The sequence below is a fragment of the uncultured Agrobacterium sp. genome (assembly GCA_913777615.1).
Taxonomy (GTDB): domain Bacteria; phylum Pseudomonadota; class Alphaproteobacteria; order Rhizobiales; family Rhizobiaceae; genus Agrobacterium.
Genome location: CAJYTK010000021.1, coordinates 76,528 through 93,834 on the forward strand (window position 1 = coordinate 76,528; position 17,307 = coordinate 93,834).

Consider the following 17,307-nt stretch of genomic DNA (forward strand, 5'->3'; position numbering starts at 1 on the left):
TTAGTAGCGGATGCGGTGGCAGAGCGTCGTCTGCGATGAAAGAATACGGGGATAGTCCTCGGCCAGATCAGCGAAGTCTGTTTCGCCGGAAATGAGGTGATCGAGGCTATCGTCCGCCAGTAGTTCTAAGGCTTTCGCCATGCGTCGGCCAAAACTCCAGCGTACTCGCCTCGCGGGAGGCACGGCGCCGACTTGTGAACTTACCAGTTGGAGCCGCTTTGAATGGAAGGCGCCACCGAGCGGAATGGAAATGCTCTTGTCTCCATACCAGCTTGCCTCGACGATACGCGCCTCGGTCCCAGCATTCTCGATGGCTTCGGAAAGCGCAGCACCGGCCGCCGATGCGTTGATCAGGACGTCAAATTCGCCCTTGAGCGTGCCAGCCTCTGTAAATGAGATGCCCATGGCCTCGGTGTGCGCGCGGCGATCAGTATTTGTGTCCACCAATACAGTATCGGTGCCGGCGACTCTGCGAGAAAGGTTGGCGACCAACGTCCCTACGACGCCAGCGCCAAAGACGGCGACACGGTCACCGGGCTGGATCATGGCGTCCCAGACGATGTTGAGTGCCGTTTCCATATTGGCGGCAAGAACACCACGCTCCGTGGGAACTTCCTCCGGCAAGAGAGTGACCATGTCTTTCGTGGTAACGAAACGATCCTGATGCGGATGGAGGCAGAATACCGTCTTGCCGATAAGATCATCTGCTCCAGCTTCGACCTTCCCGACTGTGGAATATCCGTACTTTACCGGAAATGAGAAGCTGCCTTCCATGTGAGGACCGCGCATTCTGTCGAACTCGCTGCATGGCACCTTACCCGCAAGAACAAGAGATTCCGTTCCTCGGCTGATGCCACTGTAGAGCGTGCGGACAAGAACCTGATCTGCCTGATTGGGTTGGAGGCTTTCTTCCCTGACGGCGCAACGGTTGGCTGCTTCGATCCACAGCGCCCGGAAAGTTGTGTTTCTGCTGCTCGACGACTCGACCGGTGCTGATGCCAAAAGGGTGATCCTAATAAATGCGAATTCCAATGGAGCGTATTGCCGAGACGCGCGTTTTGTTCCGTACAGGTTACTAAAATAAATTCCGTGTCTGCGAGAAATCCAACAATGGTCTTCTCCGTAGAGAACAAAAAATATCTAGGGAGAGTATGTCACATGTCGTCTGCCACCCACGCTGCTTTTCAGTTTTCCACTCCTGAGGTCGAAGTCGAGCGCGCCGTTTCCGAGCTTCGCTACGGGCGTCCCATCCTCTTCTCCTCGAACGAACGACGCCTCGCCGTCCTTGCGCTCGATGCTGTTGCGCCTTCGATTTACGACCAATTTGCGATGGCGACGGAAAACAGCCATTCTCTCCTTCTCACAGCGCCGCGCGCCGCGCGCCTTGGCATTCTTGGAAGCGGGAATGTGTTGACTCCACTCTCAAATGTCAGCTTCGAAGAAGCATCGCGGCTGTCTTACGTTCTCGGCGCTGAACGTCCTCAAAATTGGACGAATGCCGACGAACTTGCATCGCAAACGGCAGAACTGGCGCGCGTCGCGCTTCTCCTTCCCGCTATGGTCATCGCCGACGTTTCTTCTACACACGAGCGTTTTGCCGGATGCTGCGAGCTGTCTGCGTCGCGCCTCAAGAATACGGAAATGGCGCTTCAGCGCTTCGAAAAGGTTGTGAGAACGCGCGTACCACTCAAGGACCTCGGCGACTCCGAATTCGTTGTATTCCGGGGCGGTCTTGCGCAAAAAGACCAGGTCGCGATTGTCGTCGGCAATCCGGACGTGTCAAAAACTGTGCCCATTCGCATCCATTCGTCCTGCATTACGGGTGACCTCTGCAACTCGCTGAAATGCGACTGTGGGGATCAGTTGCGCAATGGTCTCGCGTTGTTGAAGCAGGCGGGGGGCGGCGTGCTACTCTACCTCGACCAGGAAGGTCGTGGCACCGGTATCGGCGCGAAAATGCGCGCCTATGGCTATCAGCATCTCGGCCTCGACACGATCGACGCCGACGCCGAGCTTGGTCTTTCCGAGGACCACCGCCGTTATGAAGCGGCGGTTGCGATGTTGGGTCATATGAACATCAAGAAAGTCGCCGTCTATACGAACAATCCAACCAAGATCAACGGCCTTCGTGCCGGAGGTATCGAGGTGGAGGCGCGTGCTCCGGTAACGGGCACCGTCACCGCCGAGAACCAGAACTACCTCCGCACCAAGACCGTCCGTGCCGGGCATCTGATGGACCTTGAAACGCTGGTCGCAGCCGAATAAGTCCAGGATCCCGGGAGGATAAAAATGGCACTAATACAGGGCGAGTCGCTCGCGACCTTGAGAGACCGAAGGCCTCTCGTGCGAAACACGCTTGCAAATCTCGCCTGCCTGCTGCTCGGCACCATCGCCGTCGCGGTTTTGGTGCGTGTGGAAATGTCGCTAGGCTGGGATTTTGTCGTTGCCGCAACACTGTCCCTTTCGGCGATATTTGCCTTCGTGCTCTACCTGCTTCCGCAATATCCGCATCGGCGGTTCGGCTATGCCAATACGGTGACGGCCATTCGAGCCTCGCTCGTGAGTTTGACGGCAGCAACTGTGCTCTGTTTCGAAAGTTTGCAGCAGGCGGACACGGTCTTATGGATCCTCGTTGGCGTCGTTGTGGTGGCGCTGGCGCTTGACGGGATAGATGGCTATCTCGCACGGCGGTATCGTCAAGAATCCGAGCTTGGCGCTCGCTTCGATATGGAAGTCGATGCCTTCCTGATCCTCATTCTGTCGGTCGCGGCCGCTCTTCTCGACAAGGCCGGCGCTTGGGTGCTGCTGATCGGATTGATGCGGTATTTCTTCGTGGCGGCCGGCTGGCTCTTTCCGGCGCTCGCGGCGGATCTTCCTTCATCGATCAGGCGCAAGTTCGTTTGTGTGGTCCAGGTGTCGATCCTGTGCCTCATCCTCGTTCCAGCCGTGGTTGCTCCAGTCTCCAACTATCTGGCTGCGGCGGCACTTCTGGCGCTCGTCTACTCCTTTACCGCAGACATTATTTGCCTCGTGCGCAATAGGGTGAGCGCATGACGGTGGCAACGATGCTATCGTCAACGCTCGGTCTAGCCCGGTCTCTCGTCGTTTATTACGGTCAACCTTGGCGGCGCTTTGGATTGAAGCGCTTCTACCGCTCGCTCATCTCTCCCGGACAGCTTGTCTTCGACATCGGCGCTCATGTGGGAAGCCGCAGCCGGACGCTGATCGAGATCGGAGCGAGGGTCGTGGCAATCGAGCCGCAGCCTCTCTTCGCAGACTTCGTCGAAAAGCATCTTGGCAAGGAGCTTGCGGGCTTCGAAAGAGTAGCCGTCGGTGCGACGCAAGGAAGCGTCGATCTTTTCATCTCCAGCCGTCACCCAACGGTCACCAGCGTTTCGTCGAGCTTTGTCGAGGCGGTCAAGCAGAATGCAGCCTTCTCTCACGTCGAGTGGGATGGGAGGGTTACCGTGCCCATGGTGCGATTAGATGATCTCATCGAAAAATACGGGGTGCCCGCTTTCATCAAGATCGATGTGGAAGGCGCTGAAGCCGCGGTTTTGTCAGGCCTGAGCCAGCCAATCGACCTGATTGCGTTTGAGTATATCCCCGCCATGCCGTCAGTTGCCAATGACGCGATCGCAAAGCTTGCCTCGATAGGTGACTATCGTTTCAATCGCGTCGAAGGCGAAACGCATCGCTTCGTTTCGCAAGCATGGAAAACGGGAAGCCAGATGCTGAGCGAACTAGCGGCAACGCCAGCCGATGCCAAATCGGGAGACATCTACGCGCGGATCGAGCGTCGGTGAGGTCCCTCTCAGGCGTGGCTGGGAGTTCTTTTGAACGCGCCGACCAAGAGGAAGACCGCGCCCGGCGCCGTACCGATAAGCGACAGCCAGCCATAGGTGATGCTCGCAGCCAATCCATCGACAGGGGCAGCGCCCAGCATCGGCCAGAGAGCCATGGCCGCAGCCTCTCGCGTACCCCAGCCACCAAAACCGGTTGGAATGAGCATCGCAACCAGACAGAAGGGAATGATGGTCAGGCATGCGACCCAGGGAAGTTGCGAGCCGGTCGCTTCGGCGGCAATAAAAAAGACGATGACATAGGTGGAAACCACGGCAATGCTTGTGGCAGCTTGCACGAGCCACGCGCCACGCCGCACGAACACGTCGCTCAAGTTCTGGCCCAGCGATACGCCAGCAAGCCAATTCGGCTTGGCAAAGCGCACGGCAACGATAAATCCGAGCAGCAAAGCGCCGCCAAAAAGGATGTAATGCGTCAATTGTTGAGCAAACTGCGCGCTTGCGACGAACGGCCAAATCGAAAGGCCGATGGCTGCGAGGATGAAAAATGCGATCTGTCCCGACAACCGTTCGAAGATGACAGCCTTAGCGGGTTGGCGCCAACTGCCCGGTCGGTCGCCACGCATCCTCCATGCCCTCACCGCGTCGCCTCCGACACCGCCGGGCAGTGTCTGGTTCAGGAAGCTCGCGACATAATATTCCCGGATCGCCCTCCACACTGGGATGTCTTGTCCAAGACGGCGGGAGGTGAACCGCCAGCGCAGCGCGGACACGATCACCTGCACTTGAACGAGCGCCAGGCAGACTGTCACGGCGGCCCACGATATGCGAGAAAGGGACTGGCCCAGCCCATTGAGATCGGTGCGCAGTAGGATCGTCGTCAGAAATGCTAGCGTAAGGACGGAAACGGCAATTCGCAGTTTGTTCAAGCGGGAAGACCTTTGCATCCTGACTGTTTATCTGGTTGATACGTGCTGCAAGACGAGTGGATTGAAGTGAACGGAAAAATCGGACCCGAGCGCAAACACAATACCTTGAAAGCGCTGATCGGCGCATTGCTTTTCTCGTTGATGGCCTTGCTTGCTTTCAACATGCCCGACCATCCCGATGCCTTTGGCATTGGAACGTTCACACGCCTCCCGCTGGAATGGGCGGTGATCGGACTGCTGACGCTCATAGTGCCGGGGCGGATAAAGCGTACCGTCATATTTATTTGTGGCTTTCTTGTCTTTCTGCTGCTCTTTCTGAAGATTGCCGATATCGGTGTCGAGGCCGCTTTTCAGCGGCAGTTCAATCCCTATCTCGACGTAAAGATGCTGACCGACGGCTGGAACCTCATTTCCGGCACGATCGGTACGCTGGCGGCACTGGCAGCATTGATTGGTGGCGTTGCCGTTTTCCTGTTAGTCGCCACCGTCTTTCTCAAGTCTCTGACGTGGATGGCCGTTGCGCATGCATCGGCACGCCAGCCGTTGATCAGGGTGTTTGCCATCGTTCTCATCGTCGGCACGATGCTGATGTGGCTTGGAGTATCTCGTGTAGACTTCAGGACCCCAGGATATCTGACGAATAGACTTGGTCTTGTCGTTCGATCGGTGAGCGACATGAGGCTTTTTGAGCAGGAACTTGCGACAGGCCTTGGCCCGAAGAACGGCGTCAATCTTTTTCAAAGCGTCAAGGGGAAGGACATCATCCTGGTTTTCGTGGAGTCCTATGGACGATCTGCAGTCGATGACCCTCAATACGCCAGAATAACGCAGCCACGTCTTGCTGCGATCAACACGCAGATCGAAGCAGCGGGGCTTCACGCAGCAAGTGGCTGGGTGACATCGCCAACGGTCGGGGGCTTGAGTTGGCTGGCACACGGCACGCTCCTGTCCGGGCTTTGGGTGGACAGTCAAGCGCGTTACGACCGCTTGATGATCAGTCGCCAGCCAAGCTTGAACAGGCTGTTTTCCGAGGCGGGATGGCACAGCGTGGCCGTGATGCCAGCAATTACGATGGCATGGCCGGAAGCCGATTATTTCGGTTACGACCAGATCTTACCTGCCGCAGGGCTCCAGTATCGCGGCAAGCCGTTCAATTGGGTGACCATGCCGGATCAATACACCATGTCCGCCTTCGATCGCCTGGCGATGAGGCCTGCGCATCTGAGGGGTCAGAAGGTCATGGCGGAGATCGCTCTTATCTCGAGTCACGCGCCCTGGACGCCGGTGCCGAGACTAATCGGCTGGGACCAGGTCGGCGATGGCTCTGCATTTGATGATCAGGCCGTCAGCGGCGATCCACCATCGGTGGTCTGGGCCGATCCTGACCGAGTGCGGCGTCAGTACATCGAAACCATCGATTACTCACTGGCCGCTCTCGGAGAATTCATGGCAAGACAGGGTCGAGACGCGGTCTATGTCATCCTGGGAGATCACCAGCCCGCATCGATCATCACCGGGCAAGGCGCATCACGAGCAGTGCCGGTGCATATCGTCAGCAGTGATGCGACGCTTGTTGCGAGATTTGAGAAGGAAGGCTTTGTCAGCGGCATGGTGCCGACGGGCGCAGCGAATGAGCGTCCGATGAGTGGATTGCGCCAGACCCTTATTACTGCGTTCAACGGCACGCCGTGACAGCATGTCACTGGCGCGCCACTATGAGGTTTGCTTGGCTCGCCTCAGCCTGAGACCCGTTTGCTCATTATATGCTGCCATGCGTCATAAGCTGACAGAACCGTTTCCATTTGAGCCGTGTGGCCTGCGATGAATGCGTCGCCATAGATCGTTTCGTCGGGATATTCCGTGATCAGTGTCATTGGCACACTGTGGCGGTCGTCGACCGATGAAAGGCACGGGAAGCCGTTGATGATACGGAAGCCGGTGTCACCCGCATGGATTTCATAAAGCCCGATCTGGCGATTGTTGAAGTCCAGCAGTCCAGGGATGGTGCCGAGATGGCGCGTCGTGCTGTCGAGCAGCGCCTCCGCCTCGTTTTCCCAGTCCAGGTGATGTCTGATGATGAGGAAGAAACCTTTCGGCAGCGTCCACATGGCGAAATTGCGCGGCACATAGCCCGATAAGGGACGTGTCCATTCATGAGACGGATAGCCATGCAGATTGACGTGCAGACTTGCGCGGCTCTTTTCCTCGGCTTCGAAGCGGATTTTTTTCTCGAAGAGCGCGCTGCCCGCGTTTTCCACAGTGCGATATTCAAGGTCGTCCCCGAGCGCCGTATATCGCGCGGCATGGTGCATGTGACGAGGATTATCGCGCCTCAGCCGTTGATGAACAGCATAGCCGTCCGGATTTTCGAGTGGCGAGATGGTAAAGTGTGCGTTTTCACGCTGAACCAACCTGCGGGCGGCACGAATGGCTCCAACGATACCCGTCGTCTCGTTGGGATGCTGGCCGCCGCTGATCATCACAGCGGCATCACCGCCAGGCACATATCGCGCCGATAGGATGCGGCCGGAACGCGAGCGGGCGTCAAACGCTTCCCCCCCGATCTCCGCCAGCAACGTTGCCACCTGACCTGCGGCAATCGGTTTTCTGGCGCTATCGATCGATTGGTCGCCGATGTCGAGAAAAGCAGTCGTGAGGGGGCGTGTTTCGATAGCAACGGATAGCTCACCCGCGCTCATGACGATTTCGGGCACGATCTGACCCGGCTTCAATCCCCTGTCGCCGAGTGGGCGGCCGGACTTTTTTTGAAAAAGTTCGAGCAGCGAAAAGTAGATGTCCTCATGCAGGGCCTCGCGCAGGCTGACCACTTCGTCGCCCACTGGCAGCGATAGATCCGCTGCCGGATGCGCGATGCGGATGTTCAACTCCTCGAAGTATGGCTCCTGATGTCCCCAATCACGCCCGGCAATCGTTCCTATGGCGGCTTCGAAAAGCAGCTCGTAGTCCGTCTCCAGCCGTTTGCCGTCTTCGTCTCCGATACGCAGCCAGCCAGTGGGCGAGACGTTGGTCTCCCCCACGACATCCTCGTGCACTCGGTTCGGAGCGAGAACCGTCAGGGTTTGCGTTTGCCCCCCGCGCTTGAGCAAGACGTCGTAGTGAAAGGCACTGTCGTTTCGAGCGATGAAATCGAGTTTCGCTTGCCCCACGAGAGCGGCCAGCGGATAGGCTTCCAGTCGGAAGCGGTTGGCAGGCGCGTTTGGATGGGAGGGATAGCGGACCTCGATTGTGTCCACGCCGTCGAGATCGATCTCTTCCAGAAAAGCAAAGAGGAGCGGCTTGTAGGCGCTGCGGATACGCGCCTCCACACCCTTATCCTTCAATCTATTTTCCGCGTCCCTGCGGCTTTGCGCATCGTCGAAAGTCCAGGCCTCAAGGGCCTGACCGGGAACGCCGAGCGTGACGAGGCTATCGAGCGTTCGATTGAATGTCTGACTGAAAATCTGGCCCAATACGATTACCTCGAGGTTCTGCCGGTGGGATCAAGACTGTCGCGAAGCCAGTCACCGAGAAGATTGAGACCGAGTACGGTCAGAAGGATGGCAAGGCCGGGGAAGACGCTGACCCACCAGGCCGTTTGGAGATAGGTTCGTCCATCCGCCAGCATGCCGCCCCAGCTCGGAATGGTCGGATCGACGCCAAGGCCGAGGAAGGTCAGGCTGCTTTCGAGCAGGATGTTGTTGGCGACATTCAGTGTCATCAGCACGATGACGGGACCGATCAGGTTCGGCAGCAGATGCTGAAAAATGATGCGCCAGTCTTTGACGCCGATGGCGCGGGCGGACAGGATGAACTCCCGTTCCCTGAGTGTCAGCACCGAACCGCGGACTAGACGGGCATATTGCACCCACTGCGAGACGATCAGCAGGATGATGGTGTTCGTCAGGCTGCCGCCGACAATGGCGATAAAGGTGATGGCCAGCAGGATGAAAGGCATGGCCAGCTGAATGTCGGCAAAGCGCATGACCAGCATGTCCCAGAAACCGCGATAGTAACCTGCCACCAGACCTACAGCGACGCCGAAGATCACCGCACCGATCACAGAGGTGAAGCCCACGAGAAGTGAAATCTTGCCACCGGCAACCACGCGTGCGAGCACGTCGCGGCCAAGTGGATCGGTGCCGAACGGATGGGCTGTACTGGTGAATGGTTTTGCAAGTCGCGCCATCAGATCGATTTTATCCGCGCCCCCTGGGAAGAGGACGTCAGAGAAAACGACGGCAAGGCAGATTACGACCGTGAGTGTTGCGCCAAGGATGAATTCAAGACTGTTGAAGCGCGAGAGGCGCGAGGTTTTGGCAGCCATCGTGTCTTACTCCGTGCGGATACGCGGATCGACAAGCCCATAGGCGATATCGACCAGAAGATTGATACCGACGATCATGAGCGACAGTACGGTGATGACGGCCTGCAAAACCGGATAATCGCGTGCGCCGACCGCATCGAAAGCCAGCGTGCCGAGGCCCGGCCAGTTGAAGACGCGTTCGATCACGACGATGCCGCCGAGAAGGCCGCCGAACTGCAAGCCGAAATAGGTGATGAGCGGAATGGCGCAGTTGCGCAGCGCATGCTTGTAAAGGACCTTGCTCTCGCTCAAGCCTTTTGCACGCGCCACCATCACATATTGCGAGCGCAGCGTGTCGAGCATGGCAGTGCGCACGAGGCGGACATTCGTTGCGGTCAGGATGACGCCCATCGTGACAGCGGGCATGACGTAGCTTGCAAAACCGCCCATCCCGCTTGGTGGCAGCCAGCCGAGCGTGATCGAGAACAGCAGCACCAGCATGGTCGCGAGCCAGAAATTCGGAAACGACAATCCGATGAGCGAGAAGATGCGGATCACCTGATCCGCAGTCTTGCCGCGTGCGGTGGCCGCCTTGATGCCGAGCGGAATCGAAAGCGCAATTGAGACCGCCATGGAGATGAAAGCCAGTAGCAACGTGGCTGGCAAAGCATCGGCAATCAACCTCGATACAGGCGTGCTGCCTGTGAAGCTGCGACCGAAATCAAGCGTTACGAGCCCCTTCAAGAAGGTGAAGTACTGAACGAAGAAGGGCTGATCGGTGCCGAGCGCCGCACGGATTCGTGCCAAATCCTCCTCCGTCATGCTGCCACCGCCCTGGAACATTGTCACAGCGGGATCGCCCGTCAGGCGGATGGCGAAGGAGACGAGGAGGGTGATGGCGATGACGACAAAAATCGCCTGCAGCAATCGCTTGATGAGAAAACCGGCCACGTGCTTTTCCTTGAGAATTAGCTCTGCCTTGCCCGCGATTTCGCGGGCAAGGACTTATTTTAAAGGGTCGATAGGCTTATTCGACTGTGACGTCGGTCAGCTTGAGACGGTTGTCTGGCGGAGCGATAAAGCCCTTCACCCGCTTGTTCATGCCGTAAATGGCATTGGTATTATAAAGCGGAAGCTCAAGCGCACGGTCGGCTGTATAGCGTCCGATTTCCTTGAGGATTTTCTCGCGTTCGGCACGATCGGTGAGCGGACGCTGGGATTCCAGCATCTTGTCCAGCTTTTCGTCCTTGTCGTAGGGATTCCACTTTTCGCCGGAGTGATACATGGCATATGCCGTGTTGTCGTAATCGAACGTCCAACCGCCCCATTTCTGCTGGAACATCGCGCCGGTCTTGCCCTGTGGGATGATATCGTTCAGCAGGACGTTGGTCTCGTAGGGCTTGATGGTGGCGGTGATGCCGACCATTGAAAGGTAGCTCGAAACAACCTGTGCGACCTCGTTCATCGTCGCGTCATTGCCGCGAATGTCGATCTGCAGCGTTGCGCCCGTCTTTACACCCGCTTCTGCCAGCAACTTCTTGGCCGCTTCCGGGTCGTAGGGCAGGGGCTTCAGATCCGGGTCGTAACCGAATGACAGCGCGCTCTGGAAGCTAGCGATTTCCGATCCCTGACCGGCAAGGATCGACTTCACGATCGTTGCACGATCGACCGCCATGATGATCGCCTTGCGCACCTTCGGATCCGCCGTGATGCCATCTCCCGTGTTGAAACGCAGCGCGTCGACCGTGGGGCCGGGGACGCTGACGATCTCAAGCTTGGAATCACCCTCGATAACGGGAATCATACCGATTGGAATCGTCGGGGGAATGACGAGGTCGACACGGCCGGCCTGCAATTCCGCAACGGCTGTGGCCGGTTCGGAAATGAACCGGTATTCGAGTTCGGACAGCTTTGGTGCGCCGCCCCAGTAATCCGGATTGGCTTCAAGCTTGATGTTGTTTTTCGGTGCGTAAGAGACGAACTTGAACGCGCCGGTGCCGACAGGATTGAGGTTAAAATTGTCCTCGCCTTTTTCCTGGATGTACTTCGGCGGAACGATCATGGCGCCATAGCCGGCCAACTTCGTAAGGAGCACGGGGTCGGCCGCCTTGAGCTTCATATCGACAGTGTTGTCGTCGATAACCTCTACGCTTTCGATCGATACGTAGTTGGAGCGCTGCGGCCCTTTCGCACCCTGCTCGCCCAGAAGGCGCTCGAAGGTGAATTTGACGGCGGCTGCATTGAAGGGCTCGCCATTGTGGAACTTGACGTTCTGGCGGAGCTTGAAGCGAATACGCTTGCCCTCATCCAGTTCCTCCCAGGATTCAGCAAGGCCGGGAACGATCTTCAGGTCTGGCCCACGATATGTCAGACCGTCAAAGATGTTGGTGGCAACGGCTGCCCACTGCACGAGAAATGTATCGATCGGGTCCCAGCTGCCCGGGTCTTGCGGGCTGGAGATGGTCATCTTGCCCGCAGCAAATGCTGGCGATGCCGCAAACGACACGCCGGCAAGGGCCAGCGAGGTTAGAGCGGCAGATAGTCCCCTTTTGATTTTTCTCATCTTCTGTTTTCCTCTTCAGATGGCTTCAGTTGATTTGGTCAGGCACTTTGAGCGATGAAGTGACCTGGCTTGATTTCCCGGTGCGTAAGGATCGGAGGCTCATCTCCGACGCGGCGCACTGGATTGGGTATTTCGCCTTCGATCATGGCGATGCGACGCTCCACGGTCGGGTCGGCAACCGGAACTGCGGACAGAAGGCGGCGGGTATAGTCATGCGTCGGCGTTTCGAAAACCTGACGGCGGCTGCCCATTTCCATGATCTGGCCGAGATAAAGCACGGCCACGCGGTGGCTCATCTTTTCCACCACAGCCATGTCATGGCTGATGAAGAGATAGGCGAGACCTCTTTCGGCCTGCAGATCCATGAAGAGATTGATGATCTGCGCCTGAATGGAGACATCGAGCGCAGAGAGAGCTTCATCAGCAATGATGAGCTTCGGATCGCAGGCGAGCGCACGGGCAATACAAACACGCTGGCGCTGACCGCCCGAGAACTCATGTGGATATCGCGAAGCGTATTCGGAGCTCAATCCCACACGCTCCAGCAATTCGTCCACGCGCGCGTTCACCGCTTTAGTGTCGTTTATCAAACCATGGGTGCGGATCGGCTCGGCAATCGAAAAACCTACCGTCTTTCGCGGATCGAGTGAGGCAAAGGGGTCCTGGAATATATATTGTACGTCACGGCGCATACGGAAGCGCTCGTCAGCAGACATTTGTGAGTAGTGGCGACCGTTGAAGGAAATTTCACCCGACACGGCGTTTTGCAGCTGCTGGATCGTACGGCCGATGGTGGATTTACCCGAGCCGGATTCTCCCACGAGTGCAAGCGTTTCTCCCGCGTGAATATCGAAACTCACTTTCTGGACGGCACTCAGGCGATGGGTGGGCTTGCCGAACAGGTTCTTGCGGATGTCGAACCGTACAAAGAGATCTTTAACAGAGAGAAGCGGCTTTTGATCGTACTTTGCCGTGTCCTGGACACGCTCTTCGCCGAGGGTGACAGGCTCCCCGTCCTGTAAAACGGTCAGCGGCAAGCGCTTGGGGTAATCCTGGCCTTCCATGCTGCCAAGGCGAGGGACTGCGGAAAGCAGTGCGCGCGTATAAGGGTGTTTCGGATCGGCAAAGACATCCTTGACCGGACCTTCCTCGACCTTTTTACCCTTCCACATGACGACAACATCATCGGCCATCTCAGCCACCACGCCCATGTCGTGGGTGATGAAGACCATCCCCATTCCCAGCTTTTGTTGCAGGTCGCGCATGATGTTGAGGATCTGCGCCTGGATGGTCACGTCGAGTGCTGTCGTCGGCTCGTCGGCAATCAACAGCTTGGGGCGGCAGGCAAGCGCCATGGCGATCATCACGCGCTGGCGCATGCCACCGGAAAGCTGGTGCGGGTATCGTTTCAGGAGTTCTGCCGCGTCTGGCAGTCGCACCATTTCCAGAAGCGACTGAGCTTGTGCCATCGCAGCCTGCTTGCCGAGCTTCTCGTGCAGCATCAGAACTTCGCAGATCTGATCACCAATGGTAAAAACGGGGTTGAGAGAGGTCATCGGCTCCTGAAAGATCATGGCGATCTCCTTGCCGCGTATCGACCTCATCTCTTTTTGCGAAGCGGTCAGCAAGTTCCTGCCCTGGAAAAGGATTTTCCCGCTCGGGTAGGTCGCACCCATCATGTCAGCCAGACGCATGGTCGACAGCGAGGTCACTGATTTACCAGAGCCTGATTCACCGACGACGGCGACGGTCCGCCCCGATCGCACCTTGAACGAAAGATCGTCCACGACACGGCTGTTACCGAATTCGACACTAAGGCCTTCGACCGAGAGGAGCGGCTTGCTGTCGTCCATAGAGGTAGTTTCCTTCGACATAGTCATATGAGAAGCGAGGCTGCAAGGATCATGCCAAGGCGTCAGAAGTAGCGCATTCAGCGTTCTCTTCGCCTGTCGCCCAGTCGCGCGAATTGTTCAAACCGTTGTTTTTGAAGCCGATGATCAGCATTGCACTCGCCCCCTCCGCAATACAGCCAGACGCTAACAAAGGAGAACAATCCTGTCCATCCTGTTGAACAATTTTTGTATATTGCTCTACAAATAGTCAGTTGCTTGTGGTTTGAGCTCAAACGATGGCGGGCTTTTATCGGAGACGTGTAGGGTCTGGTCCTTAGAATTTTTTCGCCGCCGATGCGGCAGTTGTGGTGGCTATCCGGTCTGATCTTCTACAGTTGCCGATCAAGCTCTCGCAGCAATCTCTTGCGCTCGCTTTTTCTTCTGATCTGCCGGGTAAGAGCGGTCGTCGCCCTAAGTTCCACGGGCGTTCTCGCGTGATCGAATTCGAACGTTCGCGAAGCGCCTATCAACAGGTCTTCAGTGCTATAGATCCCAAGGATGGTGATCTCCATTGAGATCGCCTGTGCTTCCAGTTTGGAACCGAGAAAGCGTCGGTCGTCGGAGCAAGACTGTGTGGCGTAATCCAAGATGCAGGCAAATGTTCCCATATCGACCATTGTCCCAGGTAGGAGAGGTCCCTGTCTGGTCATTCGCTGCCACCCGGTTTTTGTCCCTGACGTTCGAATATCTTCAGCGCCGGTGATGTGGGCAGAGTGGGTATCGCTGTCGGTCCTGACGGTTGCGACCACACTTTGTACGTGAACGGGCTCCCTGCTCATATTCGTGACGAAACAGCGCGCCTCCAGCGTACGGCCTTCGCTCCGGTTGACGACAAGCATCGGCTTGATCTACCGCTGATGCCCTGCAAGAAAGATGTGGAGATAGACGGCCCAGATGAACAAAGTGCCGATGCTCGCCACCGCAGACACGACAGGTGCGTTATCTTGAATGAAGGCGAGCATTGTACCGGATCGTTTCGATGAAATTGAAAATGGGCCGAACATTAATAAACTTGGATGGAGGTCTGCCAAGTATCCAAGCGCCTCCTAACACGGCGCATACGGCATAGTTCCATTGTCCATACTGAAACCGGCGGATCTGCCGCGCCACGGTCGCCATCATTCCTCGTCTATGTCGTGTCCCTATGGTCCTGAAGCTGAGAGAACCAACGCGCATAAACAGTGTTTTTCACGAGATGCCGATTGAGATCCGGCTCTCCATCACGCCACCACACTGGCCCACGTTCACCAAGCGCAACCTTCGCCCGATCAACACGCCGTCGTGCGAGGGTCATTTTGCCGGGCTCTTCCTTTGAGTGCCGCACGGCTGCTCTTGCAGCCATCAGTTCCTTCACCAGCTGCGCTCGCGTCTCTTCGTCCAGAGCCGGATTGCTTTTGCGCCACAGTCGCCCGCGAACCACGAAGTATCGCCCATCTGGGGTCGAAGGATATTGAGTGGATGTCGAGCGGTTGCTCATAGTAGCGAGCCCTGAGCTGGCGTTTCGGCCACTGCAGGGGCAAGTGCGCCGCGTTTCGTCAACTCGGTCTGGGCACTGAAGCGCACATCGCCATCGCGATCGCGAAGATATCCCATAAGCGCCTCGTCAGTGAGGCGATCCCAGCCCTTTCCTCTGTCCGGACCGGCAGGCACGCGCGGCAAAAGTCCGGGTTCGGCGCTCCACGCCACCAATTGATCGAACGGGGCGATATTCAGCATGTCGCGCAGGTGGTGAGCGGTCACGTAAGCATCCGGCATGGCGCGATGCGCAGGGAGACCGATTTCATGGACCAGGCCTTCCGGCATCCTCTGGTAGCGTAACATCTGGTTGGAGAAGCGTGGTAGGTCCGGCCACAGCCGCAAAGCGCATTTCCATGTACAGATCCAAGGCAAACCGCCGGTCAGCCGATCGGTGCAATATCGTTGTTCGAACGCTGCGCGATGAGCGGCCAAGGCGACAACGCCGCCCTCAGGGCGAAGGACACGTGGAGCCAAGTCTTTCCAGAACGGTGCGTCGGCCACCTGCTCATCGAGGATATGATGAATTGCCATCGTTTCGGTCGTGATCGGACGTCCCGGATTGACGAAAAGTGCGCCACGGTTCTCTGTCAGTGCCCAGCAGCCTCCAACGTCATGGGCCACATCTTGCCAGCCGATTTCGCAAACATCGTTCGCGCCATTGCCAGCGGTTTCCAGATCGATGACGCGGATTAGGGGTTCTGACATGTCCAGGTCGGTTCCAAGCTTGTTTATTGCTCATAAATCGAAGCCGAGCTGAGGTTGTTCCCCATCATCCTCGCCGGTCTCGCTGGTGAGAGAGGAAAGTGTCACGCCAAGCAGGCGAACGGGCCGTTTGAAAGGATAGACTGTAGCAAGCAATCCTGTGGCCGTCTCGAGGATGGCTTTGCAACTCGCATATGGCACGGCGTTGCTCTTGCTTCTCGTCGCCTGAGTGAAATCGGAATACTTGATTTTGACGGTCACCGTCTTTCCGCTGAAACCCTTCGTGTGGCAGTGACCCCAGACTTTTTCGGTCAAAGGTTTCAACTCGGCGGCGGCAATATCGAGATCGTCAATGTCTTGCATGAACGTATCTTCGGCACCCACGGATTTCCGAACTCGGTCGGGCCGAACCCTGCGCTCGTCGATGCCGCGGGCGATGCCATAGAAGTAGGGCCCAGATTTGCCGAAGTGCTTGGTGAGAAACTCCAGCGACTGCTGCTTGAGATCGGCGCCTGTTTCGATCCCCAATCTGCGCATCTTTTCGGCGGTCGCTGGTCCGACTCCGTGGAACTTCTTCACCGCGAGCCTCTCGACAAATACTGGCCCGTTCTTTGGCGTAATGACCGCTTGGCCATTGGGCTTGTTGAGATCGGAGGCCATTTTGGCGAGGAACTTATTGTAAGAAATGCCGGCGGATGCGTTAAGGCCGGTGATGTCTTTGATCTTCGAGCGGATTTCCAACGCAATCTCGGTCGCGATCGGCATGTGTTTCAAGTTCTCCGTGACATCAAGATATGCCTCGTCGAGCGAGAGGGGCTCGATCAATGGCGTATACTCGGCAAAAATCTCCCGAATTTGCTGTGATACGGCACGATAGACCTCGAAGCGCGGTTTGACGAAGATCAGATCGGGACATTTGCGCGCCGCGGTCACGGAGGGCATGGCCGAATGAACGCCGAACGCCCGTGCTTCATAACTTGCCGCCGCGACGACGCCGCGCGCCGCAGCGCCACCAACGGCAAGAGGCTTGCCGCGAAGATCGGGATTATCGCGTTGCTCGACGGAGGCATAAAATGCATCCATGTCCACATGGATGATCTTGCGTGGCTGCGAGGGGTCGATGGAACTCATTGAAGCCGTCGATATGGTTTCGAACAAAAGAGGAACATAGTCAGATGTTACGCCGCCCGCAACGATATTCGGACCATAAGTTTATCTCTTCATGAAACCATAGAGCACACGAGGAGTTTGCCAGCTGAGACATTTTACGGGAGAGCACAATGGCAGAGAATGCTACGAGTACTATTCGCGCCACCTTCGAAACCCGCGAGGCCGCGGATCTGGCAGTTGAGCATTTGGTTCAACAGCATGGCATTGCCCGGCCCGATATTTTCATTCAGTCGGCGTCGAATGAAAATACGACGGGGACGGAATCCTCACGTGGCGATGTTTCGCGCTCCGATGCTCCCCACGAAGGTGAGATTGAAGTGTCGGTCGATATTGCGCCAGACCAGATGCAAGCCGTCCAACGTAGCTTTGGCGATGTCGGAGCACTTCGCGTCTCGAACAGATGAATGCCGCTGAGCTTGTTCTGAAA

15 protein-coding genes are annotated in these 17,307 nt (G+C 57.1%); 5 read left to right on the top strand and 10 right to left on the bottom strand.

Annotated features, from left to right (window positions below; translation table 11 throughout):
• Nucleotides 1-1,002 carry a zinc-binding alcohol dehydrogenase gene (locus QZ862_RS18750; protein ID WP_296101333.1) on the bottom strand — a complete coding sequence of 334 codons (1,002 nt, stop codon included), beginning with the start codon at nucleotides 1,000-1,002 and terminating at the stop codon, nucleotides 1-3.
• Between the two features lie 156 nt (nucleotides 1,003-1,158).
• Between QZ862_RS18750 and ribA the strand changes: the two genes are divergently transcribed.
• The 3 genes from ribA to QZ862_RS18765 are packed head-to-tail and all read left to right on the top strand — an operon-like array spanning nucleotide 1,159 to nucleotide 3,806.
• Complete coding sequence (gene ribA / locus QZ862_RS18755; protein ID WP_296101334.1) at nucleotides 1,159-2,265, top strand: GTP cyclohydrolase II RibA; 1,107 nt, start codon at nucleotides 1,159-1,161, stop codon at nucleotides 2,263-2,265.
• Between the two features lie 24 nt (nucleotides 2,266-2,289).
• A complete protein-coding gene (locus QZ862_RS18760; RefSeq protein ID WP_296019751.1) occupies nucleotides 2,290-3,054 on the top strand; it encodes a CDP-alcohol phosphatidyltransferase family protein in 765 nt (254 codons plus the stop codon).
• Entirely contained in the window at nucleotides 3,051-3,806 is a 756-nt protein-coding gene (locus QZ862_RS18765) for an FkbM family methyltransferase (protein ID WP_296038534.1), read from the top strand. The genes QZ862_RS18760 and QZ862_RS18765 overlap by 4 nt, the downstream gene beginning before the upstream one ends.
• 8 nt (nucleotides 3,807-3,814) lie before the next feature.
• On the opposite strand, the gene QZ862_RS18770 is transcribed toward QZ862_RS18765, so the two are convergent.
• On the bottom strand, nucleotides 3,815-4,732 hold the full coding sequence (locus QZ862_RS18770) for a lysylphosphatidylglycerol synthase transmembrane domain-containing protein (protein WP_296101335.1): 918 nt from the start codon (nucleotides 4,730-4,732) through the stop codon (nucleotides 3,815-3,817).
• Between the two features lie 66 nt (nucleotides 4,733-4,798).
• On the opposite strand from QZ862_RS18770, the gene QZ862_RS18775 reads away from it, so the two are divergent.
• The gene (locus tag QZ862_RS18775; RefSeq protein WP_296101336.1) at nucleotides 4,799-6,424 is read left to right on the top strand and encodes a sulfatase; all 1,626 of its coding nucleotides are present in this window, start codon (nucleotides 4,799-4,801) and stop codon (nucleotides 6,422-6,424) included.
• A 44-nt stretch (nucleotides 6,425-6,468) separates the two neighbouring features.
• Here QZ862_RS18775 and QZ862_RS18780 read toward each other — a convergent pair whose 3' ends face one another.
• The 8 genes from QZ862_RS18780 to dinB form a co-directional block, all read right to left on the bottom strand.
• Nucleotides 6,469-8,202, bottom strand: a complete 1,734-nt coding sequence (locus tag QZ862_RS18780) for a M14 family metallopeptidase (protein ID WP_296101337.1) — start codon at nucleotides 8,200-8,202, stop codon at nucleotides 6,469-6,471.
• Nucleotides 8,203-8,207: 5 nt separating this feature from the next.
• Entirely contained in the window at nucleotides 8,208-9,056 is an 849-nt protein-coding gene (locus tag QZ862_RS18785) for an ABC transporter permease (RefSeq protein WP_296019739.1), read from the bottom strand.
• Between the two features lie 6 nt (nucleotides 9,057-9,062).
• A complete protein-coding gene (locus tag QZ862_RS18790) occupies nucleotides 9,063-9,986 on the bottom strand; it encodes an ABC transporter permease (protein WP_296019736.1) in 924 nt (307 codons plus the stop codon).
• A gap of 76 nt (nucleotides 9,987-10,062) precedes the next feature.
• Entirely contained in the window at nucleotides 10,063-11,598 is a 1,536-nt protein-coding gene (locus QZ862_RS18795; RefSeq protein ID WP_296019733.1) for an ABC transporter substrate-binding protein, read from the bottom strand.
• Nucleotides 11,599-11,636: 38 nt separating this feature from the next.
• Nucleotides 11,637-13,451: an ABC transporter ATP-binding protein gene (locus QZ862_RS18800; protein ID WP_296101338.1), complete on the bottom strand. Its 1,815-nt coding sequence runs from the start codon at nucleotides 13,449-13,451 to the stop codon at nucleotides 11,637-11,639.
• 1,168 nt (nucleotides 13,452-14,619) lie between these two features.
• Entirely contained in the window at nucleotides 14,620-14,967 is a 348-nt protein-coding gene (locus QZ862_RS18805; protein ID WP_296101339.1) for a hypothetical protein, read from the bottom strand.
• Nucleotides 14,964-15,713 carry a DNA polymerase III subunit epsilon gene (locus QZ862_RS18810; RefSeq protein ID WP_296101340.1) on the bottom strand — a complete coding sequence of 250 codons (750 nt, stop codon included), beginning with the start codon at nucleotides 15,711-15,713 and terminating at the stop codon, nucleotides 14,964-14,966. Before QZ862_RS18810 ends, QZ862_RS18805 begins: the two co-directional genes overlap by 4 nt.
• A 30-nt stretch (nucleotides 15,714-15,743) precedes the next feature.
• Complete coding sequence (gene dinB, locus QZ862_RS18815; RefSeq protein ID WP_296101342.1) at nucleotides 15,744-16,841, bottom strand: DNA polymerase IV; 1,098 nt, start codon at nucleotides 16,839-16,841, stop codon at nucleotides 15,744-15,746.
• A 149-nt stretch (nucleotides 16,842-16,990) separates the two neighbouring features.
• On the opposite strand from dinB, the gene QZ862_RS18820 reads away from it, so the two are divergent.
• Nucleotides 16,991-17,284, top strand: a complete 294-nt coding sequence (locus QZ862_RS18820) for a hypothetical protein (RefSeq protein ID WP_296101343.1) — start codon at nucleotides 16,991-16,993, stop codon at nucleotides 17,282-17,284.
• Nucleotides 17,285-17,307 lie beyond the last annotated feature (23 nt).

What these genes read in the sequence shown, in the direction of transcription:
- ribA (WP_296101334.1), top strand. Translation starts at nt 1,159, where the DNA reads ATGTCGTCTGCCACCCACGCTGCTTTTCAGTTTTCCACTCCTGAGGTC.
- QZ862_RS18760 (WP_296019751.1), top strand. Translation starts at nt 2,290, where the DNA reads ATGGCACTAATACAGGGCGAGTCGCTCGCGACCTTGAGAGACCGAAGG.
- QZ862_RS18765 (WP_296038534.1), top strand. Translation starts at nt 3,051, where the DNA reads ATGACGGTGGCAACGATGCTATCGTCAACGCTCGGTCTAGCCCGGTCT.
- QZ862_RS18785 (WP_296019739.1), bottom strand. Translation starts at nt 9,056, where the DNA reads ATGGCTGCCAAAACCTCGCGCCTCTCGCGCTTCAACAGTCTTGAATTC.
- QZ862_RS18795 (WP_296019733.1), bottom strand. Translation starts at nt 11,598, where the DNA reads ATGAGAAAAATCAAAAGGGGACTATCTGCCGCTCTAACCTCGCTGGCC.
- QZ862_RS18800 (WP_296101338.1), bottom strand. Translation starts at nt 13,451, where the DNA reads ATGGACGACAGCAAGCCGCTCCTCTCGGTCGAAGGCCTTAGTGTCGAA.
- QZ862_RS18805 (WP_296101339.1), bottom strand. Translation starts at nt 14,967, where the DNA reads ATGAGCAACCGCTCGACATCCACTCAATATCCTTCGACCCCAGATGGG.
- QZ862_RS18810 (WP_296101340.1), bottom strand. Translation starts at nt 15,713, where the DNA reads ATGTCAGAACCCCTAATCCGCGTCATCGATCTGGAAACCGCTGGCAAT.
- dinB (WP_296101342.1), bottom strand. Translation starts at nt 16,841, where the DNA reads ATGAGTTCCATCGACCCCTCGCAGCCACGCAAGATCATCCATGTGGAC.
- QZ862_RS18820 (WP_296101343.1), top strand. Translation starts at nt 16,991, where the DNA reads ATGGCAGAGAATGCTACGAGTACTATTCGCGCCACCTTCGAAACCCGC.